Origin of the sequence: Pusillimonas sp. MFBS29 (assembly GCF_020687695.1) — a bacterium.
Lineage (GTDB): Bacteria > Pseudomonadota > Gammaproteobacteria > Burkholderiales > Burkholderiaceae_B > Pusillimonas_C.
Genome location: NZ_JAJEWL010000002.1, coordinates 209,332 through 233,311 on the forward strand (window position 1 = coordinate 209,332; position 23,980 = coordinate 233,311).

The 23,980-nt window shown below is 57.7% G+C and carries 25 protein-coding genes; 14 read left to right on the plus strand and 11 right to left on the minus strand.

Features of this window, described 5'->3' with window-relative positions; all coding sequences use genetic code 11:
- Positions 1–20 precede the first annotated feature (20 nt).
- The 9 genes from LKR43_RS03605 to LKR43_RS03645 all read left to right on the plus strand — a co-directional run bounded on the left by LKR43_RS03605 (position 21) and on the right by LKR43_RS03645 (position 8,536).
- On the plus strand, positions 21–794 hold the full coding sequence (locus LKR43_RS03605) for a type II secretion system F family protein (RefSeq protein ID WP_227682483.1): 774 nt from the start codon (positions 21–23) through the stop codon (positions 792–794).
- Positions 791–1,141, plus strand: a complete 351-nt coding sequence (locus tag LKR43_RS03610; protein WP_227682484.1) for a DUF192 domain-containing protein — start codon at positions 791–793, stop codon at positions 1,139–1,141. Before LKR43_RS03605 ends, LKR43_RS03610 begins: the two co-directional genes overlap by 4 nt.
- A 121-nt stretch (positions 1,142–1,262) precedes the next feature.
- Positions 1,263–2,093, plus strand: coding sequence for an ABC transporter ATP-binding protein (locus LKR43_RS03615; protein ID WP_227682485.1), 831 nt, complete (start codon positions 1,263–1,265; stop codon positions 2,091–2,093).
- Positions 2,090–2,971, plus strand: coding sequence for a branched-chain amino acid ABC transporter permease (locus LKR43_RS03620; RefSeq protein ID WP_227682486.1), 882 nt, complete (start codon positions 2,090–2,092; stop codon positions 2,969–2,971). The genes LKR43_RS03615 and LKR43_RS03620 overlap by 4 nt, the downstream gene beginning before the upstream one ends.
- Positions 2,972–2,973: 2 nt before the next feature.
- Positions 2,974–4,011, plus strand: coding sequence for a branched-chain amino acid ABC transporter permease (locus tag LKR43_RS03625; RefSeq protein WP_227682487.1), 1,038 nt, complete (start codon positions 2,974–2,976; stop codon positions 4,009–4,011).
- A 48-nt stretch (positions 4,012–4,059) separates the two neighbouring features.
- Positions 4,060–5,250, plus strand: coding sequence for an ABC transporter substrate-binding protein (locus LKR43_RS03630; protein WP_227682488.1), 1,191 nt, complete (start codon positions 4,060–4,062; stop codon positions 5,248–5,250).
- Between the two features lie 9 nt (positions 5,251–5,259).
- Positions 5,260–6,063 (plus strand): ABC transporter ATP-binding protein, encoded by an 804-nt coding sequence (locus LKR43_RS03635; RefSeq protein WP_227682489.1) that lies wholly within the window; start codon positions 5,260–5,262, stop codon positions 6,061–6,063.
- 32 nt (positions 6,064–6,095) lie between these two features.
- Positions 6,096–7,916 (plus strand): long-chain fatty acid--CoA ligase, encoded by a 1,821-nt coding sequence (locus LKR43_RS03640; RefSeq protein ID WP_227682490.1) that lies wholly within the window; start codon positions 6,096–6,098, stop codon positions 7,914–7,916.
- Positions 7,913–8,536: a TetR/AcrR family transcriptional regulator gene (locus LKR43_RS03645; protein WP_227682491.1), complete on the plus strand. Its 624-nt coding sequence runs from the start codon at positions 7,913–7,915 to the stop codon at positions 8,534–8,536. Before LKR43_RS03640 ends, LKR43_RS03645 begins: the two co-directional genes overlap by 4 nt.
- 34 nt (positions 8,537–8,570) lie before the next feature.
- On the opposite strand, the gene LKR43_RS03650 is transcribed toward LKR43_RS03645, so the two are convergent.
- The 3 genes from LKR43_RS03650 to LKR43_RS03660 all read right to left on the minus strand — a co-directional run bounded on the left by LKR43_RS03650 (position 8,571) and on the right by LKR43_RS03660 (position 11,242).
- On the minus strand, positions 8,571–9,344 hold the full coding sequence (locus LKR43_RS03650; protein ID WP_227682492.1) for a BPSS1780 family membrane protein: 774 nt from the start codon (positions 9,342–9,344) through the stop codon (positions 8,571–8,573).
- Between the two features lie 15 nt (positions 9,345–9,359).
- Positions 9,360–10,325, minus strand: a complete 966-nt coding sequence (locus tag LKR43_RS03655) for a homoserine kinase (RefSeq protein WP_227682493.1) — start codon at positions 10,323–10,325, stop codon at positions 9,360–9,362.
- A 71-nt stretch (positions 10,326–10,396) separates the two neighbouring features.
- Positions 10,397–11,242 (minus strand): SAM-dependent methyltransferase, encoded by an 846-nt coding sequence (locus LKR43_RS03660; protein ID WP_227682494.1) that lies wholly within the window; start codon positions 11,240–11,242, stop codon positions 10,397–10,399.
- Positions 11,243–11,352: 110 nt separating this feature from the next.
- Here LKR43_RS03660 and LKR43_RS03665 point away from each other — a divergent pair, with 110 nt between their 5' ends.
- Genes LKR43_RS03665 through dhaL form a run of 3 tightly spaced genes read left to right on the plus strand, consistent with a single transcriptional unit; the run spans position 11,353 to position 16,166 of the window.
- Positions 11,353–12,171 (plus strand): thioesterase family protein, encoded by an 819-nt coding sequence (locus LKR43_RS03665; protein WP_227682495.1) that lies wholly within the window; start codon positions 11,353–11,355, stop codon positions 12,169–12,171.
- A 54-nt stretch (positions 12,172–12,225) separates the two neighbouring features.
- Positions 12,226–14,427: an OsmC domain/YcaO domain-containing protein gene (locus tag LKR43_RS03670; RefSeq protein ID WP_227682496.1), complete on the plus strand. Its 2,202-nt coding sequence runs from the start codon at positions 12,226–12,228 to the stop codon at positions 14,425–14,427.
- Positions 14,428–14,465: 38 nt separating this feature from the next.
- Positions 14,466–16,166 (plus strand): dihydroxyacetone kinase subunit DhaL, encoded by a 1,701-nt coding sequence (dhaL, locus tag LKR43_RS03675; RefSeq protein ID WP_227682497.1) that lies wholly within the window; start codon positions 14,466–14,468, stop codon positions 16,164–16,166.
- A 33-nt stretch (positions 16,167–16,199) separates the two neighbouring features.
- Here the strand turns inward: dhaL and LKR43_RS03680 are convergent, their stop codons facing one another.
- On the minus strand, positions 16,200–16,391 hold the full coding sequence (locus LKR43_RS03680) for a DUF3008 family protein (RefSeq protein WP_227682498.1): 192 nt from the start codon (positions 16,389–16,391) through the stop codon (positions 16,200–16,202).
- A 286-nt stretch (positions 16,392–16,677) separates the two neighbouring features.
- Positions 16,678–16,980: a DUF1488 family protein gene (locus tag LKR43_RS03685; RefSeq protein ID WP_227682499.1), complete on the minus strand. Its 303-nt coding sequence runs from the start codon at positions 16,978–16,980 to the stop codon at positions 16,678–16,680.
- Between the two features lie 276 nt (positions 16,981–17,256).
- On the opposite strand from LKR43_RS03685, the gene LKR43_RS03690 reads away from it, so the two are divergent.
- A complete protein-coding gene (locus LKR43_RS03690) occupies positions 17,257–17,553 on the plus strand; it encodes an I78 family peptidase inhibitor (protein WP_227682501.1) in 297 nt (98 codons plus the stop codon).
- Positions 17,554–17,567: 14 nt separating this feature from the next.
- Here LKR43_RS03690 and LKR43_RS03695 read toward each other — a convergent pair whose 3' ends face one another.
- Together LKR43_RS03695 and LKR43_RS03700 are read right to left on the minus strand one after the other, a co-directional pair.
- Positions 17,568–18,503, minus strand: a complete 936-nt coding sequence (locus LKR43_RS03695; RefSeq protein WP_227682502.1) for an SDR family oxidoreductase — start codon at positions 18,501–18,503, stop codon at positions 17,568–17,570.
- A 113-nt stretch (positions 18,504–18,616) separates the two neighbouring features.
- Entirely contained in the window at positions 18,617–19,501 is an 885-nt protein-coding gene (locus LKR43_RS03700; RefSeq protein ID WP_227682504.1) for an SMP-30/gluconolactonase/LRE family protein, read from the minus strand.
- A 194-nt stretch (positions 19,502–19,695) separates the two neighbouring features.
- Here LKR43_RS03700 and LKR43_RS03705 point away from each other — a divergent pair, with 194 nt between their 5' ends.
- The gene (locus LKR43_RS03705; RefSeq protein ID WP_227682505.1) at positions 19,696–20,109 is read left to right on the plus strand and encodes a DUF3597 domain-containing protein; all 414 of its coding nucleotides are present in this window, start codon (positions 19,696–19,698) and stop codon (positions 20,107–20,109) included.
- Between the two features lie 26 nt (positions 20,110–20,135).
- On the opposite strand, the gene LKR43_RS03710 is transcribed toward LKR43_RS03705, so the two are convergent.
- The 4 genes from LKR43_RS03710 to LKR43_RS03725 form a co-directional block, all read right to left on the minus strand.
- A complete protein-coding gene (locus tag LKR43_RS03710) occupies positions 20,136–20,903 on the minus strand; it encodes an alpha/beta hydrolase (protein ID WP_227682506.1) in 768 nt (255 codons plus the stop codon).
- 168 nt (positions 20,904–21,071) lie between these two features.
- A complete protein-coding gene (gene dhbA / locus LKR43_RS03715; RefSeq protein ID WP_227682507.1) occupies positions 21,072–21,857 on the minus strand; it encodes a 2,3-dihydro-2,3-dihydroxybenzoate dehydrogenase in 786 nt (261 codons plus the stop codon).
- Entirely contained in the window at positions 21,854–22,513 is a 660-nt protein-coding gene (locus tag LKR43_RS03720; protein WP_227682508.1) for an isochorismatase family protein, read from the minus strand. The genes dhbA and LKR43_RS03720 overlap by 4 nt, the downstream gene beginning before the upstream one ends.
- Before the next feature lie 62 nt (positions 22,514–22,575).
- Positions 22,576–23,976, minus strand: a complete 1,401-nt coding sequence (locus LKR43_RS03725; RefSeq protein WP_227682509.1) for a YncE family protein — start codon at positions 23,974–23,976, stop codon at positions 22,576–22,578.
- Positions 23,977–23,980 lie beyond the last annotated feature (4 nt).

Here is a 23,980-nt window from a genome sequence, read left to right on the forward strand (position 1 = left end):
ATCACTTACGGCGACACACAATGTTCGCGCCTGCGCTTTTTCATTTGATCTGGCCCTGGGTGCTTGCACTGCTTCCTGTGTGCAAGCCTTTTATCCCCTGGGGTATGCGGCACACTCTCGGTCAGCGCCTGTCGACAGCGGGGGTGGGGCCCTGGTGTTTGCCCGAGCACATCGTAGCCATGCAAGTGCTCGGTGGCCTTGTTGCGATGATGGTTTCAGTCCTGGTGTTACGTGTCTCAGGATTAGCCAGTCCGCAGTACGTGCTGATTGCATGCTTGTTCTCGGGTACTGCCGGCCTGGCATGGCCGCGTTATTGGTTGCATGAACTAAAGTCCCGGCGTCAGAGGCTTATGTTGCGGGAATTTCCCTTCCTGCTCGACATGACAACGTTATGTGTTGAAGCCGGGTTGAATCTGCAAGGCGCCTTGCAGCAGGCTGCGCAGCATGGGCCCGACGGTCCGTTGCGCGCCGAGCTAAGGCATGCTCTGGCGGATATGCGCGCAGGGTTGCCCCGTGCTCAGGCCTTGCAGGATCTGGCTGATCGTTGCGGACTGACCGCCGTGCAAAGCCTGGTGACGGCGTTGGCTCAGGCCGATCAGCTGGGCATGAGTCTTGGCCCTCTGCTTCGGTCCCAGTCAGAGCAACGTCGGGCCGAACGCTTTCTGCGAGCTGAGAAGCTGGCGCTGGAAGCACCGGTCAAAATGCTGTTTCCCATGGTTTTCTGCATTTTTCCTTGCACTTTCCTGATCATTGGTTTCCCGATAGTGGTCAAGCTGCTGGCAAACAGTTCATGATCACCCCTGGAACACCAGCGCCGTGGATCACTGCCCACGGGTTCACGCTCTACAAAGCCACCTGTTTCCGGTTGCGCCTGCTTGGTTTGCACGCCACGGGCCCCTTGCGCTGGCACACCGGTTTGTATATTGCGCCGTGCAATGCCATACATACGCTGGCTTTGCCTGAACCCATTGATGTCGTCTTCCTGAATGCGCGTCATCAGGTGCTGGCGCAGCATCAGGTAAAGCCTTGGCGTATAGCCTGGTGTGCTTCGGCCACCGCCGTGGTGGAGCTGCCCGCCGGCTATTGCCGCGCCTGCCCCGATTATTACCTGTCCATCCGCAAAGCCCTGACATCAGGGTAAATCCGATATTGCCTTCATTGGCGTCGTCATGCATTGTTCAACCGAGCGCTTGATCGGTCCATAAACAAAACAGCCGGCAAGCAGAGCGGGGGCTGGCCCCTTGCCCGGAACGGAGAAAAATGTGGCGGTTGGCGATCCTATCTTGCAGGTAGAAGGGCTGACGCTGGCGTTCGGCGGTGTCAAAGCGCTGAATGGCGTTGGCTTTAGTGTGCAGCCTGGTTCCATCACCACGGTGATCGGCCCGAACGGCGCGGGCAAAACGTCTTTGTTCAACACCATTTCAGGCTTCTATCGCCCCAGCCAGGGTGCGGTCAGGTTCAAGGGGCGCGATATTTCGCGCCTGCCGGCGCCGCAACGGGCCAAGCTTGGCCTGGCGCGCAGTTTTCAGAATATTGCCTTGTTTCGCGGCATGTCGGTGCTGGACAACATCAAGCTGGGCCGGCACTGTCGCCTTAAAACCAATCTTTTCCAGGGTATGTTTTATCTGGGTGCGGCCCGACGTGAAGAGGTTGCGCTGCGGGCCGATATTGAAGAGCGCATTATTGATTTTCTCGAGATCGACCATATACGCCACGCTTCGGTGGCAGCCTTGCCCTATGGCCTGCAAAAGCGGGTGGAAATGGCGCGCGCATTGGCGATGCAGCCCGAAGTCATTATGCTCGACGAACCCGTGGCGGGCATGAACCGGGAAGAAACCGAAGACATGGCGCGTTTCATTCTTGACGTTCGCAACGAGTGGGGCGTGACCGTGCTGATGGTTGAACACGATATGGGCCTGGTCATGGATTTGTCTGATCATGTGGTGGTGCTTAATTTCGGGCAGGTGATTGCCGACGGATCGCCCGGGCAGGTGCAGGCCAACCCCGAGGTCATACAGGCTTATCTGGGCGCGGGCGATGTGTCCGATCTGCGCCGTCGCTTGCGCGGGGCGGAACAGGAACAGATCGCATGACAGACTGGCTTTTCCTGTTTGAAGTCACGCTGGCGGGCATCGGCAGCGGGGGTCTGTACGCACTGGCCGGCCTGGCTTTCGTGATCGTGTACAAGGCCACGCGGGTGGTGAATCTGGCCATAGGCGAAATGCTGATGATGGGCGCCTATATTTTCTTTGCATTTGCTTCGGGGTTGCAGTGGCCAATCTGGCTGGCGGTGGTGCTGGCCATATTCTGCAGCGGGGTCATGGGCGGCGTGATAGAGCGCCTGGCCATCCGCCCCATGCTGGGCGAATCGCCCATTTCGGTGTTCATGGTCACGGTGGGGCTGGGTTCCATCATGGTGGGGCTGGTCGAGCTGATCTGGACCGCCGATCAGCGCCGCTTGCCCGAGTTCATGCCTGCCGAACCCATCTTCCTGGGCGAGGCCTTTATTTCTTCCAAGGTGTTTTACGGTTTCTGGATTGCGGTGGCCCTGGTGGCGATTGTGGTGGCGATCTTTCGTTATTGGCGCGGCGGGGTGGCCCTTCGTGCCACGGCTTCGGACCAGGGCGCGGCTTATTCCATGGGCATCAATGTGCCGCGGGTGTTTTCGTTGGCCTGGGTCACAAGTGCCGCACTGGCCGCCGTGGCGGGCATTGTGGTGGGCGCCATAGGCGGGCTGTCTTCGTCCATGGGGATATTCGGGCTGTCGGTTCTGGTGGTGGTGATTGTGGGCGGTCTGGATAGCGTCGTGGGCGCCTTGCTGGCCGGTCTGCTGATCGGTGTGCTCGAGGCATGGGCCAGCGCTTATCTTGGGGGTGAATACAAGCTGCTGGTTACGTTCATTGTGCTGGTGGTGGTGCTGATGCTGCGGCCTTATGGCTTGTTTGGCACTCGCGAAATTGAGAGGCTCTGAGCATGCGCATAGCAACTGCCAAACAGAACTATATTGCCGACGAGGCCTTGTTTGATACGGCTACGCAGCGTGTGTGGATGGCGTTGTTTGGCCTGGCTTTGGTGGCTTATCCGTTTCTGGCCAATGACTATTGGCTATACCTGGCGTGCCTGGTGGCCATACATACGGCCAGTGCAACCGGCTTGAACATACTTACCGGCTATACCGGCCTGGTCAGCCTTGGGCAGGCCGCATTCATGGGTCTGGGCGCCTATACGGTAGCCGTGCTTGAGCAACGCTACGGCACGCCATTCCTGTTGAACCTGGTCGTTGCGGGTGTGGTGGCCATGCTGGGCGGGCTGATCGTCGGTATTCCTTCTTTGCGTGTGAAGGGGCTGTATCTGGCCATCGTGACCATTGCCGCGTCGTTCATTGTTCATTTTGTTTTTGGCAATCTTGAATTTACCGGTGGTTCAGGCGGAATGACCGTGCCCCCGCCATCGTTCTTTGGCGTGGCGCTTGATACTTCGTTCAAGATCTATTGGCTGATCGTTCCCGTAACGGTACTGATGGTTCTGGGGGCCGCCAATCTGTTTCGCACACGCATAGGGCGCGCCTTTATCGCCATACGCGACCGGGATATTTCGGCAGAAGTGCTGGGCATACCCTTGCTGCGCTACAAGCTGTTGTCTTTCGGGCTTTCTTCCTTTTATGCCGGAGTGGCGGGTGGCTTGTGGGCCTACTTCTTCCGGGTGGTCACACCCGAAAGCTTTCCTCTGATCCTGTCCATATTCTTCCTGGCCGCGATTATCGTCGGCGGCATGGGGTCGATACTGGGCGCCATATTGGGCGCTGTTTTCATGACCATGGTGCCCGAGATCCTGCGCGTGGTGATAGGCGCGCTTCCTTTCGAGGGCGACACTTTGCGTTTTGTGTCGCCGGTACGCACTATTGTTTTTGGTCTGTTGATCGTCGTATTCCTGATTTTTGAACCTCAGGGCCTGGCCGAGATGTGGCGGCGGGTACGACGCTTTTTTCACCTGTGGCCCTTCCGTAACTGAGCGGTGGGCTGATTGATGCACAACATTTCATAACACCAGGAGACAACCATGACTCGTACGCATTCCTTGCACAGGCTGGTCAGGCGGCTGGCTTTGCCTTTTACGCTGGCGACGGCCTTGGCAGCGGGCGGTGGCGCCTATGCGCAGCAAAAGGACGACATCGTGATCGGCGGTTCCATTCCCATGAGTGGTGTGTTTGCCTTTGCCGGAGTGGGTATTCATGCCGGTCTGGGTGACTATGTAAAGATGCTGAATGAAGCCGGTGGCATAGATGGCAGGCAGGTGCGTTATGTGCCTGAAGACACCGCCTACAAGGTTGATGTTTCAGTGGCGGCATTCAAGAAGATCACCAGCCAGAACAAGGTGAATCTGTATTACGGCGATTCCACGGCCTTTTCCAAGACCATCAATCCCGAGCTGGATCGCATGGGCAATATTTTGATGACGGGGGCGTCGTTTGCAACCGAGATCAACGATCCCGAAAAATTCCCGGCGCAGTTCCTGGTTGGCCCCGACTACACCGAGATGTTCGGTATTCTGCTGCGCTACATCGCCAAGGAGAAGCCCGGTGCCAAAGTAGCCTTTGTGTATTCCGATACCGAGTTCGGCCGTGATCCCATCGACGAATCACGCGAGGTTGCCAAAAGCCTGGGCCTGAATGTAGCGGCCGAGATCATGACGGCGCCAGGCAGCGTAGACGTTTCCACCGAAGTCCTGAAGCTGCGCCGCGCGAACCCCGACTACACCATATTCCACGGCTATGTGCTGGCGCCCATACCTGAATTCGTGGCGCAGGGCCGGCAAATGGGCCTGAAAACACGCTATATGGGTACTTTCTGGACGATGGACAACTCCACCGTCATGAAGATGGGCGAGAACGCCGATGGCTTCATGGGCGTGATGCCTTTCCGCTACTACTATGACGAAGAAGGCGATGCGCCCATGTTGAAGAAAATCCGCGAGATGCGCCCCGAATACCAAAGCACGGCCTATATGCAAGGCTTCCTGGCCGGCATGCTGATGACCGAGGCGGTCAAGCGCACGCTCGCCGACGGCAAGGAGCTCACATCCGAAAACATGAAGGCCAGCCTGCAGTCCATCAAGGATTTCGATACGGGCGGCATTATCGGTGTGCCCATCAGCATCAAGGGCAACTCGGTTCCGGTGGGCCGCATTTATCGTGCGGACTACAGCCAGAAGAAGATGGTGCCGGCATCCGACTGGATAGTGCTTGATTAGGGCAACGCCATGACGCAGGTGCTTGATATCAACAATATCGAGGTGGTCTACAACAAAGTCGTGCAGGTGCTGCGCGGCCTGTCGCTGTCGGTTCCGGCCGGGCAGGTCGTGGCTTTGCTGGGCAGCAACGGCGCGGGCAAATCGACCACGCTCAAGGCGATTTCCCGCTTGCTGTCGCTCGAGAACGGCGAGCTGGTCAAGGGGCGTATCACCTTCGATGGCAACGATATCGCACAGATGGCGCCTCAGCATCTTGTGCGCAGCGGCATGAGTCATGTCATGGAAGGGCGGCGCGTTTTCGAGGATCTTACTGTCGAAGAGAATCTGGTGGCGGCCACTTATGCGGTATCGGGCCGGCGCATAGAGCGCAGCGACTTTGATCTGGTCTACGACTACTTTCCCAGGTTGCACGAGCGGCGGCGTGGGCTGGCGGGGTATTTGTCCGGAGGCGAGCAGCAGATGCTGGCCATAGGTCGGGCGCTGTTGGCCCGCCCGCGGCTAATGCTGCTTGATGAGCCGTCTTTGGGCCTGTCGCCCATGCTGGTCGAAAGCATATTCACGATTATTGCGCGTATCAATCGCGAGCAGGAAACCGCCATGCTGCTGGTCGAGCAGAACGCCTCGGTGGCCTTGGCCATCGCGCACTACGGCTACATCATGGAAACCGGCAAAGTCATGATAGACGGCACGGCAGAGAAACTGGCACAGGACCCCGACGTACGCGAGTTCTATCTGGGGGTAGGGGGCAGCGGAGAAACCCGCAGCTTTCGCAATATCAAGCACTACAAGCGCAGAAAGCGCTGGCTTTCTTAAGGCCTGTTAACACTTTGGAAGAGAGGAAGGGCATGTCTTCATTGGACTCCGGCCTGCCTGAGCTGACCATGCCGCAGATGCTGCGTCAGCAGGCCTCGCAGATACCGGGACGCATAGCCATACGGCAGAAGGATTTCGGTATCTGGCGCCCTTATACCTGGCTTGAGTATTGGCAGAGGGCCTGCCATGTTGGCATGGGGCTGAATGCGCTGGGGGTATCGCCCGGTGGCCGTGTGGGCGTACTGTCCGAGAATCGCATCGAATGGGTACTGAGCCAGCTGGGCGCCGGAACCATAGCTGCGGTCACGGTGGGCTTGTATCCCACCAGCCCGGCCGCAGAAACCGCCTACGTGCTGGATCATGCCGATGTCGAGGTGGTGGTGTGCGAAGATCAGGAACAGCTGGAAAAGGTGCTTGAACGGCGTCATGAATTGCCCAGCCTGCGGCACATTGTCCTGATAGAGACCAAAGGTCTTGGCAGCTACAGCAGCGAAGAGCGCGAACTCATATCCACATTTACCGAGCTTGAGGCCGCGGGTTCTCAGGCGTACGCAAAGGCTGCGGCTGTTATCGATGATGCGCTGGAAAATCAAACCCTGAGCGATGTCGGCCTGATGATCTACACCTCGGGCTCTACCGGCAAGCCCAAGGGGGCCATGATTACTTATGGCAATATGCGCGGTGTGGCGCCCGGCATCATGGACAGGCTGGGCCTGGACGGCAGCGATGCTCATCTTTCATACCTGCCTTTATGCCATGTGGCCGAGCAGATGCTCACGACCTTTGTGCCGATTTATTCGGGAGCCCAGGTAAACTTTGGCGAGTCCATACGCACCGTGCAGGAAGACTTGCGCGAAGTGGCGCCAACCCTGTTTCTGGGCGTGCCGCGTATCTGGGAAAAGCTGCACGCATCCATCACCATCAAGATGCAGGAAGCCCATCCCTGGGTACAGGGCTGCTATCGGCGTGCCATGCGGGCATGCGCACCATTTGCCGATAAGTCGGCGTCGCAGCGTACCTTGTCCGAAAAGCTCATCTATGCGTTCTGGTACTGGCTGATCTTGCGGGCCTTGCTGAATTTCATTGGCTTGCGCCGGGCCCGGGTGGCGTTGACCGGTGCAGCGCCCATTCCCACGGATATCGTGACCTACTTCCGCACCATGGGCTTGCCCCTGGTCGAGGTTTACGGGCTGACTGAGAGCACCGGCATGATACTGGGCCAGCATCGAGATCGTTACGTGGCGGGCACAGTGGGTGAGCCCATTCTGGGGGTGGAGTACCGTCTGGGTGAACACGACGAACTGCTGGTGCGCGGTGACATGGTGTTCGCCGGCTACTACAAAGACCCTGATCAGACCCGGGCTGTGCTGCTCGACGGCTGGCTCAAGACCGGCGACGTGGTGGCACAGGAAAATCGTATGCTGCGTATCGTTGATCGTCTGAAAGACATCATGATTACGGCGGGTGGCAAGAATCTGACGCCTTCCGAGATAGAAAATAAGGTCAAGGCCAGCGCTTATGTCAAGGAATGCATCGTGATCGCCGAAGGGCGAAAATACGTGTCGGCGCTGATTCAGATCGAGTTCGACACGGTATCGAAATGGGCGGAGTCCAAAGGCATCGCGTTTACCCATTTCCGTTCGCTTGCCGAGCACCCTGATGTGCGTGATCTGGTGCAGGAAGCGGTGGATGCAGCCAATGCGCAATTGGCCCAGGTATCGCACATCAGGCGATTCCACCTGCTGACCAAAGAACTTGATCATGATGACGGCGAGGTCACCGCTACGATGAAAGTGCGGCGTGCCAGTGTTTACAAGGGCTACGCCGACCAGATTGAGGCGTTGTACACATGATGGCGCGGGCCGGGTCGCGAGGTACTCATCAAGCCGTGGACGAAAGCCGTCGCACCGAACTTGTGCTTGCCGCTGCGCGCCTGTTCAGGCTCAATGGCTACGAGCGCACAACGGTGCGCGAACTGGCCGATGCTGTCGGTTTGCGATCGGGCAGCCTGTTTCATTACTTTCGGAACAAGGAAGAAATACTGCTTGCCGTCATGGCCAACGGTATTCAGTCAGTGATTGATGAGGGACACGCACTGATGCTACGGTACGAACAGCCCGCCGAGCGGCTCGAGGGCTTGTTCCGTCTGCACATGTCCAGCCTGATAAATGGTGTGGGCGGCGACGCCATGCATGCCATGATCTATGAATGGCGCAGCCTGACTCCACAGGCCCGCGAACAGATTCAGCAACTGAGCACCGCCTACGAGCAGCTCTGGCATCGTGCGATCAATGACGTTGTGGCGCTGGGCCTGGTGCAGGGCGACCCGGCCATCATACGCAAGCAGGTTCTGGGCGGCATGAACTTTACGGTGCGCTGGTACCGTCCGGATGGCCGGCTCAACGCCGAGCAGGTGACCAGGGAGCTGCTGCGTGCCGCGCTGCCCGGATTGGCACAGCATTTGGGGCTTTAGCGCGAATAACCCGTATGACGGTTGCCCGGGCTGCCTAACCGCGGGCTGTGTAGTTGGCGCCAAAAACGCTATGGTAGGCAGGATAGAAGCTGCAATAGAGCACGGCCGCCACGATGATGTTCACCGGGGTCAGCAATACTTGCACGGCGCCGGGTGAAATTCCCAGGGCGGTAATGAACGAACCCGCCATCTGAATGGCAAAGAAGATGGCCGCCCAGCTGATGCCGTAGGCCAGGAAGGGCAGTTTATTGCGCCAGCAGGCCACCATGGAAAAGAACAGGGCTTGCGACATCTTTATGTTGTGCCAGCCTATCAGTGCCGGTGCATGCCAGAACAGCGCCGAGATCACCACATACAACAGGGCGAAGGTAATAAAGGGGCCGCGCATGGCGGTGACCAGTGCGGTCTCGTCGATGGCGCCGTTCACATCGATGGCGCTCATCAGGCTGTCCAGAAAGGGCAGTGTGGCAAAGAACCCGCCGGCCAGGCAAAAGATCAGATAAGCCAGGCCCAGGGCGAGCAGTCGCCTGCGGGTTGACTGCTCGCGCAGCGGCTCCAGCCACATGGTCAGCAGCATGGGTTTGCCGTTGGAGATATTGCGGCATGCCGACAGCGTGATGAAGGTCAGCATGGGAGTGACGGCAATCAGCAGCATTTGCCCGAACAAGGGTATCAGGTAGCTGACGGTGATCAGGAATCCCGTCATCAGGCTCCAGAAAAACATGGCCATGGGCTGGCGCTTGAAAAGCTGGAAGCCGTTCTGTATCCAGAGCCAGCCGGCCGAGATGGGAAGTGTAGCTGCTTGCATGGTGAATCCGGGTTGCTAAAGGGCAGGTGCGGGCGTGTTGCGGCGCGCTCGCAGTATGCGCTCGAAATGACGCGGGTCATGCGGCTTGAGCGTCTGGGCCGGCCTGGGCAGATAAAAATCATAAAGACGTGATACCCAGAACCTTAAGGCCGCCGCTTGCAGCAGCACGGGCCAGGCGAGTTTCTCTTCGTCGGTGAACGGCCGGACGCTGGCGTAGGCTTCCAGCCAGGCCTGCAGCTTGTCGTGCTGAAATACGCCTGTGTTGCGCTCTATGCACCAGTCGTTCACGCTGACCGCAACGTCGAACAGCCACGTATCGCAGCCTGCGAAATAAAAATCAATGATACCGCCCATGCGGGGCATCTCGAAGGTGCCATCGAATAAAACGTTATCACGAAACAGATCGCAGTGCGCCGGTCCGAAGGGTAATGCACGATAGGTGTCGCTGTCGGCAAATGCTGTCTGTTCCTGAAGCACTTGCGTGATCAGTTCAGTCTGCGAGCCGGACAGGAACGGGATTACCTTGGGTATGTTTTCCTGCCACCACGACAGGCCGCGCAGATTGGGCTGTGAAATGCTGAAGCTGCGGCCGGCCAGATGGGCGCGCGCCAACGTATGCCCGGCCAACGCACAGTGCGCGGCGCTGGGATCGGGTTCGTAGCCTCCCGACAGGCGACTGACGATGGCACATGGCTTGCCATGCAGGGTTGTCAGGCGGGTGCCGTCGTTAAGCGTCTGGGGCTCCGGCACCGGCACACCGTGAGTGGCCAGGTGGTGCATCAGCTCTATGTAGAACGGCAGCTGTTCCCGGGTAAGTACTTCAAACAGCGTCAGGACGTACTCGCCTTCGGTTGTCGTCAGGAAATAATTGGTGTTTTCTATGCCGGCCGTAATGCCGCGCAGGGACACGAGTTCGCCCAAGGCGTAGTCAGTCAGTAATTTCTGCGCGTCAGATTCGCTGACGGGAGTAAAAACGGCCATATGCTGCAAGCTCCGCCTGTATGAAGCGTAAATAAAGAAAATGCCCGCAAATCGGGGCGATTGATTTTAGTCTATCGGCCCGTCTGCACAAGGTCGGGCACGAAAAATCTGTCCTTCAGCTGTTGCAGGCCAATGCGTTCCAGCATTTCTGCGAGTCGCTGGGCCGGTTTCCTGCGCGGAAGATCCTTGAACTGGGCGATGATGAGCTCATTTTTCATTGAGTGTTCCCATCCTACCAGCTCCGTTACGCTGACCTGATACCCATGTGCTTCCAGCTGCAGGCAGCGCAGTACATTGGTGATCTGGCTGCCGAATTCCCGCGTATGGATCGGATGGCGCCATATTTCTGCCAGCGGGTCAGCCAGCGCCTTGCCTTTGTTTTTTCGCAGAATGGACGCAACTTCGGCCTGACAGCAGGGCACGACCACAATATGTTTGGCCTGCTTTTTCAGGGCAAAGTGAATGGCGTCGTCGGTGGCGGTATTGCACGCATGCAGGGCCGTCACAATGTCGACGGCGGCAGGAAGCTGGTCGGAGCTTATCGAATCGGCGACCGACAGATTCAGGAAAGACATGCCGCCAAAGCCCAGTCTTGCAGCCAGCTCGCGTGAAGTCTGGACCAGTTCCTGCCGGGTTTCTATCCCGTAGATGTGGGAATTGTCGTTCAGGTCTTTGAAGAACAGGTCGTAAAGAATGAAACCCAGATAGGACTTGCCTGCGCCGTGGTCTACAAGCGTGACCGAGCCGCGTTGCTCCTTGACGTCTTTCAGCAACGGCTCGATGAACTGGAACAAGTGGTAGACCTGTTTCAATTTACGGCGGCTGTCCTGGTTCATCTTGCCGTCCCGGGTCAGAATATGCAGGGCTTTAAGCAGTTCTATCGACTGGCCGGGGCGGATTTCGTGGGTGTTGGGCATGGGAACTGGGCGAAGCGCCGGCTTGGGGCGCGGTGCGGAAAGCTGTATAAAGCGTCAGTTTAACGAAAACGCGTTGAGCGCAGGTGGCCGGCTCCCGTATACTCATGCGCATGCCTAATTCAGACAATCTACATATTGGCCACGACGGCGGATCCTATCCGGACGCCTATTATGTGCGCACCGGGGAAACCGGCTTTTCATCCACATTGCACTCGCAGGGTGCCTGGCAGCCTGGCGAGCAGCATTTGGCGGCAGCCTCCGGTCTGGTGCTGGCCGAGGTAGAGCGCCGACTGCCCAGCGATAAACTCGTTTCACGTGTCTCCTTCGACGTCCTGGGAGTGATCCATTCCGGGCCGTTCACCATAGATGTCCGGATGCTGCGTCCGGGCCGCTCGATAGAGCTCATCGAGGCCACCATGCGTCATGGTGACCAGATCAGCATCCAGGCTCGGGTCTGGCGCCTGATGGCAAGCGATACGTCGCAGGTCCAGGGGCAGGAGTGGCCGGTGTTGCCCCAGCCCGAGGCTTTCCCGGCGTTATTGTTCTCCGAGGTATGGGACGGCGGGTTCATTGGGTCGCTGGAAGCACGCCAAGCGGCAGACGCACGGGGCGGGCGCGGACAGACCTGGCTGCGTACTCCTTATCCACTGGTGCACGGCGAAGTCGATCCGCCCGTTGCAGCTTTCGTGAAACTGATTGATACCGCCAATGGCCTGGTAGTGCGCGAGCGTCCTGGCGATGTTTTCTTCGCCAATGTCGACCTGACCATACACTTCACGCGCCAACCCGAAGCCGGATGGATTGGTTTCGATACGCGTGCCAGCTTTGGCCCTACCGGGTTGGGTGAAACCTTCTCGGTTCTGAGCGATATTCACGGTCCTGTGGGGACTGCAGCGCAAAGCCTGACGGTGCGCATCCGCGACAAGTAGCCGACAGCTTTCTTAGCCGTTGGCTTTCAAGCACCATTTTTTAAAGTTCCTGTCATGGAAATCAAAGTCAACTTTCTGGACAAGCTGCGCCTTGAAGCCAAGTTTGACGACTTCACCGTAGTGGCCGACCAGCCCGTCCGCTACAAGGGTGACGGCTCGGCGCCTGGTCCCTTCGATTATTTTCTGGCCTCGTCGGCCTTGTGCGCGGCATATTTCGTGAAGTTGTATTGCGTTACCCGCAACATACCCACCGAGCACATCCGCCTGTCGCAGAACAATATTGTCGACCCCGAGAATCGCTACCAGCAGACATTCAAGATACAGGTTGAGTTGCCGCCCGACATTTCGGCAGCGGATCGTCGGGGCATCTTGCGTTCCATCGAGCGGTGCACGGTCAAGAAAGTCGTGCAGACTGGCCCGGAGTTTGTCATTGAAGAGGTCGAGAACCTGGATGCGGATGCACAGTCTTTGCTGACCTTGAAGCCGGCTGCCGACGCCAGTACTTATATCGCAGGCAAGGATCTGCCGCTGGAGCAGACCATCGCCAATATGTCCGGGCTGCTCGCCAGCCTGGGCATGAAGATCGAGATCGCCTCGTGGCGAAATATTGTGCCCAATGTGTGGTCGTTGCATATACGCGATGCCCACTCTCCGATGTGTTACACCAACGGCAAGGGGGCGACCAAGGAAAGCGCCCTGGCGTCTGCGCTGGGCGAATTCATCGAGCGACTGAACTGCAACTATTTCTATGGCGGCGTATTTCTGGGCAATGACATCGCCGACGCGTCGTTTGTTCATTATCCGGACGAGCGCTGGTTCAAGCCCGGCCCTGACGACGTGCTGCCTGCCGGAATTCTGGACGAGCATTGTCTGCAGATTTATGACCCCGACGATGAGCTGCGGGCTTCGCATCTGTACGATACCAGCTCGGGCAATATGCATCGTGGCATCTGTGCATTGCCATTTGTGCGTCAGTCAGACGGCGAGGTGGTGTATTTTCCGTCCAACCTGATCGAGAACCTGTATGTCAGCAACGGGATGAGCGCCGGCAATACCCTGGCCGAAGCGCAGGTCCAGAGCTTGTCCGAGATCTTCGAACGCGCGGTCAAACGCGAGATTCTGGAAGGCGAGATGGCCCTGCCAGACGTGCCACAGGAAGTGCTGGCCAAATACCCCGGCATAGTGGCCGGAATTCAGGCGCTGGAAGAACAGGGCTTTCCTGTGCTGGTCAAGGACGCCTCATTGGGCGGCATATATCCGGTGATGTGCGTAACCTTGATGAACCCGCGCACCGGGGGTGTCTTTGCCTCATTCGGAGCGCATCCCAGTTTCGAAGTAGCGCTCGAGCGCAGCCTGACGGAGCTGCTGCAAGGACGCAGCTTCGAGGGTTTGAACGACCTGCCGCAGCCGACTTTCGTCAGCGGCTCGGTGACGGAGCCAAATAACTTCGTCGAACATTTCATAGATTCCAGTGGCGTGGTGTCGTGGCGGTTTTTCAGTGCGAAGGCAGATTTCGAGTTTGTGGAATGGGATTTCTCCGGCCGTGGCGAAGACTCGAATGCGCAGGAAGCCTCAACTTTGCTCGAGCTGCTGGAAAGCATGGGCAAGCAGGTGTACATGGCCGTGTACGACCAGTTGGGTGCCGTGGCTTGCCGCATCCTGGTGCCTGACTACTCAGAGATCTACCCGATAGACGATCTGATCTGGGACAACACCAACAAGGCATTGTTGTTCCGCGAAGATATCCTGAACCTGCATAAGCTGGACGACGCAGGCCTGGCTGCACTGCTTGAGCGCCTGGAGGACAACGATCTGGATGAGCATTCCGATATTGCCACACTGATCGGAATTGAGTTTGACGAGAATACCGACTGGGGCCAGCTCACTGTTCTTGAGCTCAAGCTGTTGATTCATCTTGCCTTGCAGCAGTTCGAAGATGCGCATGAGCTGGTGGGCGCCTTCCTGCAATACAACGACAACACGGTCGAACGCGGACTGTTCTATCAGGCACTGAATGTCGTGCTCGAAGTAGCGCTTGATGATGAGATGGAGCTGGATGACTACGTCGTGAACTTCCGCCGGATGTTCGGCAACGCCCGAATGGATGCCGTTCTGGGAGCATTGGACGGCAGTGTCCGGTTCTTTGGCCTGACCCCGACCAGCATGCAGCTGGAAGGTCTGGACAGACACCAGCGTTTGCTGGACAGCTACAGAAAGCTGCACGCGGCGCGGGCAAAGGTGGCCAAGCATAGCTAAGCGCACTGCCTGCAAACATACTCACTGATAGGTGGCAAATGAAGAAGCTGATCAACAACCCTCATAATGTCGTTCGCGAGATGCTTGAAGGTCTTGCCCTGGGTAATAGTGACATTATGCTTGCAGATGATGCCCAAGTGATCATCCAGCAAGGCCTGGCAGACCCGGCGCAGCGCAAGGTCGCCGTTATATCAGGTGGCGGCAGCGGGCACGAACCGGCGCACGCAGGTTATGTGGGGCTGGGGATGCTTACCGCGGCAGTCGCGGGCGACGTCTTTACCTCGCCTGATGTAGATTCCATCTTCGCCACCATCATGGCAACCGCCGGTCCGGCCGGCGCCGTGCTCATCGTCAAGAATTACACCGGAGATCGCCTTAACTTCGGGCTGGCGGCAGAACTCGCCATACAAGAAGGCATCCCCACCGAAATCATTGTCGTCGCCGACGATGTTGCGTTGCGCAGCACTGTGCGACCCGAGCGCAGCCGGGGTGTGGCAGGGACTGTGTTTGTACACAAGATTGTGGGTGCAGCCGCGGCGCAAGGCTGGGCATTGGCCGATGTGGTTGCCCTGGGGCGAGCCGTGTCAGCAGCCACGCAGTCCATGAGCGTTGGCTTGAGCGCCTGCACTATACCTGCCAGTGGCCAGCCCGGATTTGACCTGGCCGACAATGAAATAGAGTTCGGCCTGGGCATACACGGTGAGCGCGGTGTCAGGCGCGCCGAACTGATGCCTGCCGACGACATCGTCGATGTTTTGCTTGATGCAGCGCTCAATGGGCTCGATGCTTCCGGAGCAAGGGACGTTGCCGTCATGGTGAATGGCCTGGGCGGCACGCCGGTCATGGAGCTGCACATCACTGCAAGGCGCCTGTTGCAGAAGCTGGGCGACAGCGGTCTTCCAGCCAGTCGTGTGTATGTTGGCAACTTCATGACCGCACTCGAAATGCAGGGAATGTCGATCACGCTGCTCAGGCTTGAGCCAGAATGGATGCCTTTGCTGGATAGTCCGACAGTGGCCAGGGCGTGGCCGGTGACCGGGCAGGCTACCGGCGTTTTGCAGACCTGCACCTTGCCCAGGCGTGCCAGGCCGCAGTTTGACGACTTGCAGCCCGGTCCACAACAAGCCGTGATAGCCAAGGCCTTGACAACAGTTGCCGATACCTTGACCGCAGCCGAAGATTACCTGACTGAACTGGACAGCAAGGGCGGGGATGGCGATCTGGGATTAAGCATGAGCCGTGGTGCAGCTGCATTGCGAGCGCTGCCCGCGCATGTCAGTGGCAGTGCCGAGGCAGCGCTGACATCGGCGGCACACGCTTTGCAGGGTGCCATTGCCGGCAGCTCCGGGCCTTTCTATGCAACAGCGCTCATGCGGGCGGCGCGTGTGCTCAGTGGTGTGAGTTCGCCCACGGCCCAGCAATGGCAGCAGGCTTTTGCGGCGGGCGCCGAAGCCATTACCGAGCTTGGTGGAGCCAGGGTCGGCGACCGTACCATGGTCGACGCCTTGCAGCCGGCCGCACAAGCGTGGCGTAAGGTACTGGAGCAGGGTATCGGGCCAGTGCAAGCGTTCGAGGCGGCGGTTAGTGCCGCCGATCGGCATGCGCGTGAAACCGCCGGGCTGCAAGCGGCACTGGGCCGGGCCAGCTATCTGGGTGAACGCGCCATTGGCGTGCCCGACGGAGGCGCTATGGCGGTGTCAATCTGGATGGCCGCCATCTTGAAGTCCCTTCAGGCCTGAAGCGGGTCAAACAGCACAATCCCGGCCTTGCGGCTATTTTTTGTCGGACTTGTGATCTGGCTTATTCCTGGTCTTGGTCGCCGCCAGGTCATGTAATTCTTTCTTGCTCATGGACTCGTACATGGACTTGGCGGGTCCTTTCAGTTCACTGACTTTCTTATCGCCTTCTTTGGCCGCCAGCGCGATGCCGGCCGCCTGTTGCTGGGATTTTGATTTTGCTGGCATGGTGAATTCCTTGCATGGGGCAAAGAAGAAGGAAAGCAGGAAAAATAATTGCGTTTTCTGTGCTTAGTCGACACGGTCACGCAGTTCGGTGACGCCCGCCCTGGTGGCGCAATGGTCGCAACAGAACATTCTTCCGCTTTTTTCCAGGCCGTGTCCAATGATGGGCATGCTGCAGTGTTCGCACCTTGGCGCGGCCTTATGGATTGCACACTCGAAACTGTCAAAGGTATAGGTTTTCCCCTGAATGCTCAGTTCAAAGCATTTATCATATTCATTACCGCAGGAATCACATTTTTTCATAAGAGTCTCCTTGGTGTCGGGCATTGTCTTGTGCGAAATCTCCGCTGCCCAGTTCGGTAACGCCATCTGTCGGCGTATTCAGCGATTGCTCGACAGCAAGGCTGATCTGTTCGCGCCCACGTTCAAACGCCTCCAGCAGTTCAGTTGCCGTGGCATCCCGCGCGCCGAACGCTTGTATCAGCGCTTCGTCGGAAATCTCGAAGCTGCGATCCTCTCCTTCATGTTTCCAGTTAAAGCGTATGTATCCTTCGTGATATTTGGCTTCGGTGGCTTTGGCGAATTTGGTCATGAATAGCTTCCCATGTTGATGCATGAATAAGATGTGCTGTTTTGCAGGTTCGGCAGCAAGCGGTATGCCTGGGCAGCCGGCTACTTGTAATCCAGTGCTTTCCCTGGTGATTTTCCGGACAGGCACGGTTCGGCCTGCTGAACTGTCTGAAAAAATGACGATCCAGACACTGCAGCAATAAATGTGCCCGGAAGAAAGTTCAGATGAATTGCGTCGATATGGCAAAATTGAAGCAGAAGGTGCCTGTTTTCAGGTGTCCGACACCAAGGAGGTTGTATGCTCAAACGTGCTCTAACGGTATTTGCCACAGCGTTCATTTTTGCCAGTTGTTCATCTGTGGACCTGAACGAACCGTCCGGCTCGCCATCACATGGCTGCGATGCCTCGCAAGCGTCTCATGTCACCGGCAAGCATATCTCTCCATCGCAGGAACAAGAGGCCCTGCGCAGCAGCGGCGCTGCCACGGTCCGTGTCATCCGTCCGGGGCAGGCCATCACCCGTGACTATCGCGCCGAGCGCCTGAACCTGCAATTGAACGATTATGATACGGTGGTCAGGGCCTATTGCGGGTAAGACGTCCTGACCATTTAAGCCTCTTCGGCGGGGCCTCGCTCGCGGGTGTTGCCCATTGGAACTATCCCGGGCTGCCCGGGGCGGCCCATGGCCGTCTTTTCTCCAAACGAGGCAATTTTTCCGGCGGGCTGGTCTGCCGGATTCAGTGGCGTCCATATGGGCCCGGGTGCCACCGCGTTCACGCGTATGTCCTGCTTGATCAGGTTGGAAGCCAGCGACATGGTGAAGGCGTGAATGGCACCCTTGGTGCTGGAATAATCAAGCAGCGTGCCATGACCTCTCAGGCCGGTGACTGATCCCGTATTGATGATGCTGCCACCTTTGCTCAGGTGCGGCACGGCCGCGCGGGCCATGTAGAAATAACCGTAGATATTGGTGCGCATGGTCAGATCAAAGCGCTCGTCGGTGATGTCTGCCAGACTCTCGGCGTGCTCCTGAAAGGCGGCGTTGTTCACCAATACATCCAGTCGCCCGAATTTCGTTACCGTCTTCCTGATGGCCTTTTCACAGAAGGCCGGTTCAGTTACGTCGCCTTGAATGAGCAAACATCTTGCGCCTTCGGCTTCAACGGCCTGCCTGGTTTCTTCGGCATCGGCCTGTTCTTCAAGATAGACGATGGCCACATCCGCGCCTTCGCGTGCAAACAGGACAGCCACGGCACGGCCTATTCCCGAGTCGCCGCCGGTTACGATGGTGGCGAACCCCTTGAGCTTGCCGCTGCCATGATAATGGGGCGCATCGTACCTGGGTTTGACGCTCATATCCTCTTCCATACCTGGTTTTTCCAGGTGCTGGGAGGGCATGGGTGGTTCAGGCTGCTTGCGCACACCCGTCTGGGCCGCATTCTTTCCGGATTTTTTGACAGATTTGAGCGCGTCTTTCTCGTCTTGCCGGTGCTCGATTCTACGTTGCTTGTCGGCAGTGCGTTTTGTGGTGTCTTTTGGGGCCATGGGCTGCTCCTGTTAGTGAACCTGCAGAAGCAGCAAGCAAATATCATGCTTGGAATAGGGGAGGCCCGCTGCGGCCTGGTCTGGTCAGGCAAGCCCCGGGTCAGGCGGTGAACCTACCAGTCCACCTTCGCGTACAGGACTTTGCCTGTTTCTGACTCGGTGATGTACAGGCCTGTCTGGTCGTGGTTGAAAGCGGCGTTGGTGGTCAGCAAACCTTGGGGTGCCTGTATGCGCCGGATGGGCTCGCCGATCTGGTTGAAGATCCACACCGAACCCATGCCCAGATGGCAGATGGCAAGGTTGCCTTTGGCATCCATTGCCAGGCCATCAGGCCCGCCACCGCCGCTAAGCCTGATGAATGCGCCTACTTTGCTGACACCGCCGTTGGCATTAAGTGGCAAGCGCCATACCGCGTTGTCGCGTGTGACGGCCAACAATACCGACCGTTCGTCAGGAGCAAGGACCAGTCCGTTCGGACTGGGCACGTTATCGAGCAGACATTCGAGTTTGCCTTGAACGGTCAGGCGAAACAGCCGGCCGGTTGGATCATGCAAGCCAGTCTGCCCCTGATCGGTGAAATAGATATCGCCATTCTTTGCGAAGACTAGATCGTTGACTCCTTTGAAGCGCTCGCCGTTGGGCCGGTCATAGTACGCGCTCAAAGTATGGGTTGTGGTATCCAGTGCCATCAGGCCGTTCTTGTAATCGGTGATGATCAGGCGTCCGTCGGGATGAAAGGCCAGGCCGTTGGGTTCGCCGTCATATTGAATAATGAGTTCGATGTTGCGTTCTGGAGAGATACGAAAGATGCGTCCCCATGGGATGTCGCATATCCATAAATTGCCTGCCTTATCAAATGCCGGCCCTTCGATAAAGCTGCAACTGGGCGCGCCCGGCCGGTGAATTGTCAGCCAGGAAGCCGTGCCATCACAGCGATGGGTGGCATCGTCGAGTTCGGCAAAAATGGTGGCGGCAATACGATCGGGAGCGGCAAACATAAGTCGATTCCAAAGTGGGGGTTCTGGCAGGCAGGTCATTCTGCCTGCCAGCTTGTGATTATAGTGACGGCGGGCAAGAGCGGGTGAGTGCCGGAAGGCGTCAAGAATGGTAAAGACGCCCGTCGCCAGACAATATTCATTCTGTCGGCATCTTATACTCGAAATCCCTTACGCTACATTCCAGGAGAACCATCATGGGATTTTTCAATAAGATTTTAGAAAAACTTGGCATCGGCAGCGCCCAGGCAGCAGAAGCGCCTGACGCAGCAACGGCAGCGCCTGATTACGCATCAGCTGCTGCCGCCGATGTGACAGCCAGTGCACCTGCCGCCCCGGCATCGATACCGGTCACTGACGTTGTTGCGCAGCTTGAAGCAAAAGCCGCCTCCAACCCCCAGAAGCTTAACTGGCGTACTTCAATTGTCGACTTGCTGAAATTGCTGGATCTGGACAGCAGCCTGGCGGCGCGCAAGGAACTGGCCGGAGAATTGGGATGTCCTGCCGATCTGATGGGGGATTCCGCACAAATGAATATGTGGTTGCATAAGGCGGTTTTGGCCCGCATTGCACAGAATGGCGGCAATATTCCCCAGGATATGCTGGACTAACACTCCGGCATACCAATAGCGCGGCTTTATGGGGCTGTGGCGATGCGTAGCGCACGCTGCAGCGATACCAGGCTCATCTGGCCGTGCCCGTACTCTGAAAACTCCTCATAGCTAACGTCTGCACCTGCACCGTGCAGGCCATCGGCAATCTGTTTGCTCGCGCTGCGCAGATATTCACCGCGGTGGCTGCCACGGGCGGCCGCTTGACGTGAAGCACGCATGCGCGTGCCAACGAGAATGGCTACCTGCTTGTTGACCGCCAGCTGTTTGTCGAAGGCCTCCCACGCCTGCATGACTGCGCCGTCATGCCACCAGGCTGAAGGGTCACCCATGATGTACCGATCAAATGTGTCGGGCTGGGTGAGCAAGGTGTGCACTACGAACAGGCCGCCATACGAATGACCCCACAGCGATTCCCGCGTTAAGTCAATATTGGCGCGTGCCTGCACCAGTGGCTTGATCTGTGTCGTGAGCAGATCAAGAAAGATATCTGCACCGCCGCCGACACGGGCACCGACCGTCGGTGCGGTTACCGGCTTGCCGTTATCCATGACCGGCGGCGTGTAGTCATAAGAGCGTGCGTCGACGTCAAGCCGGCCGTCTATGTCGTAACCGATAGCGACGAGTACCGGTGCGTTGTCACCCGCAATCGAAGCAAAATCCCTTGCGGTCAGCGTAGCCATGGCCGAATTGCCATCGAGCATATACAACACCGGATAGCCGTTATTCGAAGGGCTTGCGCGCGGAATCGACAGCTCTATGCGGTAGTGTCTCTGGCCGTCAGCCGACACCATTTCATGCGTTTCGAATCGATACAGCTCAGAGACGCGCCCGGAGCGGGCGTTTGTCGTATTCGGCGCTGCACTGGCAGAAGGTTGGGCTGAAGTGTTCTGGGTTTGAGCCGGGGCAAGGCCTGTCAGGCAAAGCAGGCAGAGCAGAAGGCATGGTTGAATCAAGCGCATTTATTGATCAAGCGTGGCGCCGCCATCCACCCGCAGATCGTGCAAGGTGATGTGGGTGGCACGATCCGACAGCAGGAAAAGTACCGCTTCGGCAATTTCGTCCGGAGTGGCGATTTTTTGTAAAGGTATGCCCAGGCGATAGTGCTGGCCCGATCCGTTAATGACGTTTTGTGCGGAGCTGCTGGTTTTCCACATGGCCTGTTGCATGGGCGTGTCGGTCGATCCGGGAGATACAATGTTTACACGTATTCCAGAGGATGCCAGCTCCAGCCCAAGGCAACGGCTCAGCTGAGTCACTGCAGCCTTTGAAGCGGCATAGGCTCCCATGGCCATGCGGGGAGTGCCGGCGGCGTTCGAGCTGATGTTAACAATGGCGCCTTTCCCACGTGCCTGCATTTGCTTGGCCACTATATTGCACAGGTTGAAGACGCCGTTGGTGTTGCATGCAAAGGTGCGTGCCCACTGCTCGGGGGTGAGTTCGGTAATGTTGCCCATTTGCAGGATGCCTGCAGCACAAACCAGTTTGTCAGCAGGGCCGAACTTCTCGATGCCTTCGTTTACCGCAAGCACGACTGCATTGAAATCGGAAACGTCCACCTGGATGGCGTGGAGCTGCTCGGGATAACTGGTCTGCAAGGCTTGCAGGGCCGTAATATCCAGGTCCAGGGCGACTATGCGCGCTTCCTGTGCCAGCAACTTTTGAGTCAGGGTGTAGCCTATGCCGCTGCCGGCGCCGCTGATGACGACGCATTGCTGAAAAAATTCGCCTGAGCTGCTGATAGTCATTGTGAGTCCTGCAAGGCATGGGAGGCCAGCCAATGCTGGAGCTGCCTGGTGCTGGTGGATACGCCGCAAAGCTGTGCAACGTACTCTATGGCCATGGCGTGTTCCGCAGCTGAAAAGTCAGCGGTTGCATCGCTGACAAAAAAAGGCTGAATGTCGTTCATGAACGCATCAAGCGCCGTCGTCATGCAACCTATGTGTGAGTATATGCCGCTGATGATCAGCTGGTCGCGACCCTGGTCCTGCATGAGCTTCTTCAGCGCCGAGCGGTAGAAGGCGCTGTAGCGCCATTTGGTCAATACGGTGTCCTGCGGTGCAGGAGCAAGCGCGTCAATAATCGATACTTGCTTTGCATTGCTCGGGTCGCTCAGGCCAGGCCCCCAAAAATCAGTCAGCAGCGCCCGGTCCTGGGCAGGCTGAACTGAAGGCTGGGCGGTATAGATTACCGGCACGCCAAGATCATGACATTGCTCGCGCAGGGCGACTATATTTCTGATCAGGGTAGGTATGGGCTCGGCATTTACGTCGTACTTGTGCAGAAAATAGTGCTGCATATCATGAATGAGCAGCACTGCCCGGTCTGGCTGCAGCGTCCAGTTGACACGTCGCCTGGGCTCGGTGCTGGGCATGGGGTAAGCGGCGATGGCAGGTATGCTCACGGCTTGTGATTCCTATACTGTTCGATAACGACCCGGCCATGTATGTCCGGGTCGCACGTGTTTTATTTCACGCTGATTCTGGTGATGCGGTCACGCGTTTCGTCTTCTTTACCGCGTGCCTTGTTGATGGCAAATACATGGCCTTTACCGTCTGTGCTCAGATGGTTGGGCAGGCTGCCGGCATCCAGGTTGGCGATCAGCTTGCCGTCCAGGTCAATGACGGCAATGGAACCTGCGGCGCGGCTGACGACATAGGCCAGTTTGCTCTTCGCATCCCAAACGGCATTGAGCGGGCCGGCGCCGACGCTGACGGTATGCAGGACGTTGCCGTTATTCAGATCGACAAGCAGCACATTGTCGCTACCTTGCGATGCGACAAACAGAACTTGTGCTTCCGGCGCGACCGTAACACCGCTGGCACCCTTGGCGCCCGGCAGCGCGTAGACTTTGACGGTTTCCTGTTTGGCCAGGTCGATCACGGCAGCTTCGTTGGTGGTCAGGCTGACGGTGTAAAGTTTGTTGTTCTTGAGGTCGAGTTCCACGCTAAGGGGGCTGAAGTCTTCACGTGTCCCGGATTTGATGGCGATGGAATCCAATTGCTCAAGCTTTTGTGTGTCGAAGACCAGGATCTCGCTCACACCAAAAGCTGATACGTAGGCGCGATGGTGCTTTCCATCCACTACGACATCGCGAGCGTGCGGGGCGACACCGCGGTCAAACTGCTTGATCAATGACAAGTCAGATTGCTTGTACACGGCGATCGTGTCGGCCCGGGTGTTGGTCACCCATACCGTGCCCTGTACATCATCAACGGCTACACCATAGACGGCCATGACCTGGCCTTTGTCATCGCTCTTGTCCACGGCGGGCGTGACATTTCCTTCTACTTTGAGGGTGTCGGCATTTACCTTGAGCAGCGTCGACTCCTTGACCGGAGGGCGGCCCACTGACGAGGTGACAAACAATGCGTTGCTGGCTGCACTGTAGGCGCTTTGGTACATGCCGGGCAGCAGGCGCTCTGATGCGATATCGAATTTGTCCGCACCAGCGAATTTGATATCAGGCGATACCTTCAGTTCAAATATGGTGGCGGCCGATGGCTTTGCAATTTGCACAACGACAGGATGGCGGCCAACAGCAGCGTCGGCAGGGATGGCGACGGTGGTGCTGAATTTTCCTTCCTGATCAGCGGTCAGCACCTGATCCTTCGCGATGTTCTGGCCACTGCGCAGCAACTGAATTTCCTGTCCGGACTTGAATCCGGAACCCCTGATGTTGGCCGTGCTTCCGGGTGTTACCACGCCCGTGCTGCTAACCCTGCCATTGAAGTTCGGGTCGGGTTGGTCGAACAGGCTGTCGGCGTACACACTGCCGCCGGACAAGGTCAGGGCGGCGAGCAGGGCAGCAGTACGTTTCAAAGCGATAGCTCTACTAAGCTTAATGGCAATAAGATGGGTTTGCATTTAA

What these genes read in the sequence shown, in the direction of transcription:
- LKR43_RS03625 (WP_227682487.1), top strand. Translation starts at nt 2,974, where the DNA reads ATGCGCATAGCAACTGCCAAACAGAACTATATTGCCGACGAGGCCTTG.
- LKR43_RS03620 (WP_227682486.1), top strand. Translation starts at nt 2,090, where the DNA reads ATGACAGACTGGCTTTTCCTGTTTGAAGTCACGCTGGCGGGCATCGGC.
- LKR43_RS03610 (WP_227682484.1), top strand. Translation starts at nt 791, where the DNA reads ATGATCACCCCTGGAACACCAGCGCCGTGGATCACTGCCCACGGGTTC.
- LKR43_RS03665 (WP_227682495.1), top strand. Translation starts at nt 11,353, where the DNA reads ATGCCTAATTCAGACAATCTACATATTGGCCACGACGGCGGATCCTAT.
- LKR43_RS03640 (WP_227682490.1), top strand. Translation starts at nt 6,096, where the DNA reads ATGTCTTCATTGGACTCCGGCCTGCCTGAGCTGACCATGCCGCAGATG.
- LKR43_RS03670 (WP_227682496.1), top strand. Translation starts at nt 12,226, where the DNA reads ATGGAAATCAAAGTCAACTTTCTGGACAAGCTGCGCCTTGAAGCCAAG.
- LKR43_RS03680 (WP_227682498.1), bottom strand. Translation starts at nt 16,391, where the DNA reads ATGCCAGCAAAATCAAAATCCCAGCAACAGGCGGCCGGCATCGCGCTG.
- LKR43_RS03705 (WP_227682505.1), top strand. Translation starts at nt 19,696, where the DNA reads ATGGGATTTTTCAATAAGATTTTAGAAAAACTTGGCATCGGCAGCGCC.
- LKR43_RS03605 (WP_227682483.1), top strand. Translation starts at nt 21, where the DNA reads ATGTTCGCGCCTGCGCTTTTTCATTTGATCTGGCCCTGGGTGCTTGCA.
- LKR43_RS03660 (WP_227682494.1), bottom strand. Translation starts at nt 11,242, where the DNA reads ATGCCCAACACCCACGAAATCCGCCCCGGCCAGTCGATAGAACTGCTT.
- LKR43_RS03710 (WP_227682506.1), bottom strand. Translation starts at nt 20,903, where the DNA reads ATGGTGTCGGCTGACGGCCAGAGACACTACCGCATAGAGCTGTCGATT.
- LKR43_RS03655 (WP_227682493.1), bottom strand. Translation starts at nt 10,325, where the DNA reads ATGGCCGTTTTTACTCCCGTCAGCGAATCTGACGCGCAGAAATTACTG.
- LKR43_RS03685 (WP_227682499.1), bottom strand. Translation starts at nt 16,980, where the DNA reads ATGACCAAATTCGCCAAAGCCACCGAAGCCAAATATCACGAAGGATAC.
- dhbA (WP_227682507.1), bottom strand. Translation starts at nt 21,857, where the DNA reads ATGACTATCAGCAGCTCAGGCGAATTTTTTCAGCAATGCGTCGTCATC.
- LKR43_RS03690 (WP_227682501.1), top strand. Translation starts at nt 17,257, where the DNA reads ATGCTCAAACGTGCTCTAACGGTATTTGCCACAGCGTTCATTTTTGCC.
- dhaL (WP_227682497.1), top strand. Translation starts at nt 14,466, where the DNA reads ATGAAGAAGCTGATCAACAACCCTCATAATGTCGTTCGCGAGATGCTT.
- LKR43_RS03695 (WP_227682502.1), bottom strand. Translation starts at nt 18,503, where the DNA reads ATGGCCCCAAAAGACACCACAAAACGCACTGCCGACAAGCAACGTAGA.
- LKR43_RS03645 (WP_227682491.1), top strand. Translation starts at nt 7,913, where the DNA reads ATGATGGCGCGGGCCGGGTCGCGAGGTACTCATCAAGCCGTGGACGAA.
- LKR43_RS03635 (WP_227682489.1), top strand. Translation starts at nt 5,260, where the DNA reads ATGACGCAGGTGCTTGATATCAACAATATCGAGGTGGTCTACAACAAA.
- LKR43_RS03700 (WP_227682504.1), bottom strand. Translation starts at nt 19,501, where the DNA reads ATGTTTGCCGCTCCCGATCGTATTGCCGCCACCATTTTTGCCGAACTC.
- LKR43_RS03725 (WP_227682509.1), bottom strand. Translation starts at nt 23,976, where the DNA reads ATGCAAACCCATCTTATTGCCATTAAGCTTAGTAGAGCTATCGCTTTG.
- LKR43_RS03650 (WP_227682492.1), bottom strand. Translation starts at nt 9,344, where the DNA reads ATGCAAGCAGCTACACTTCCCATCTCGGCCGGCTGGCTCTGGATACAG.
- LKR43_RS03630 (WP_227682488.1), top strand. Translation starts at nt 4,060, where the DNA reads ATGACTCGTACGCATTCCTTGCACAGGCTGGTCAGGCGGCTGGCTTTG.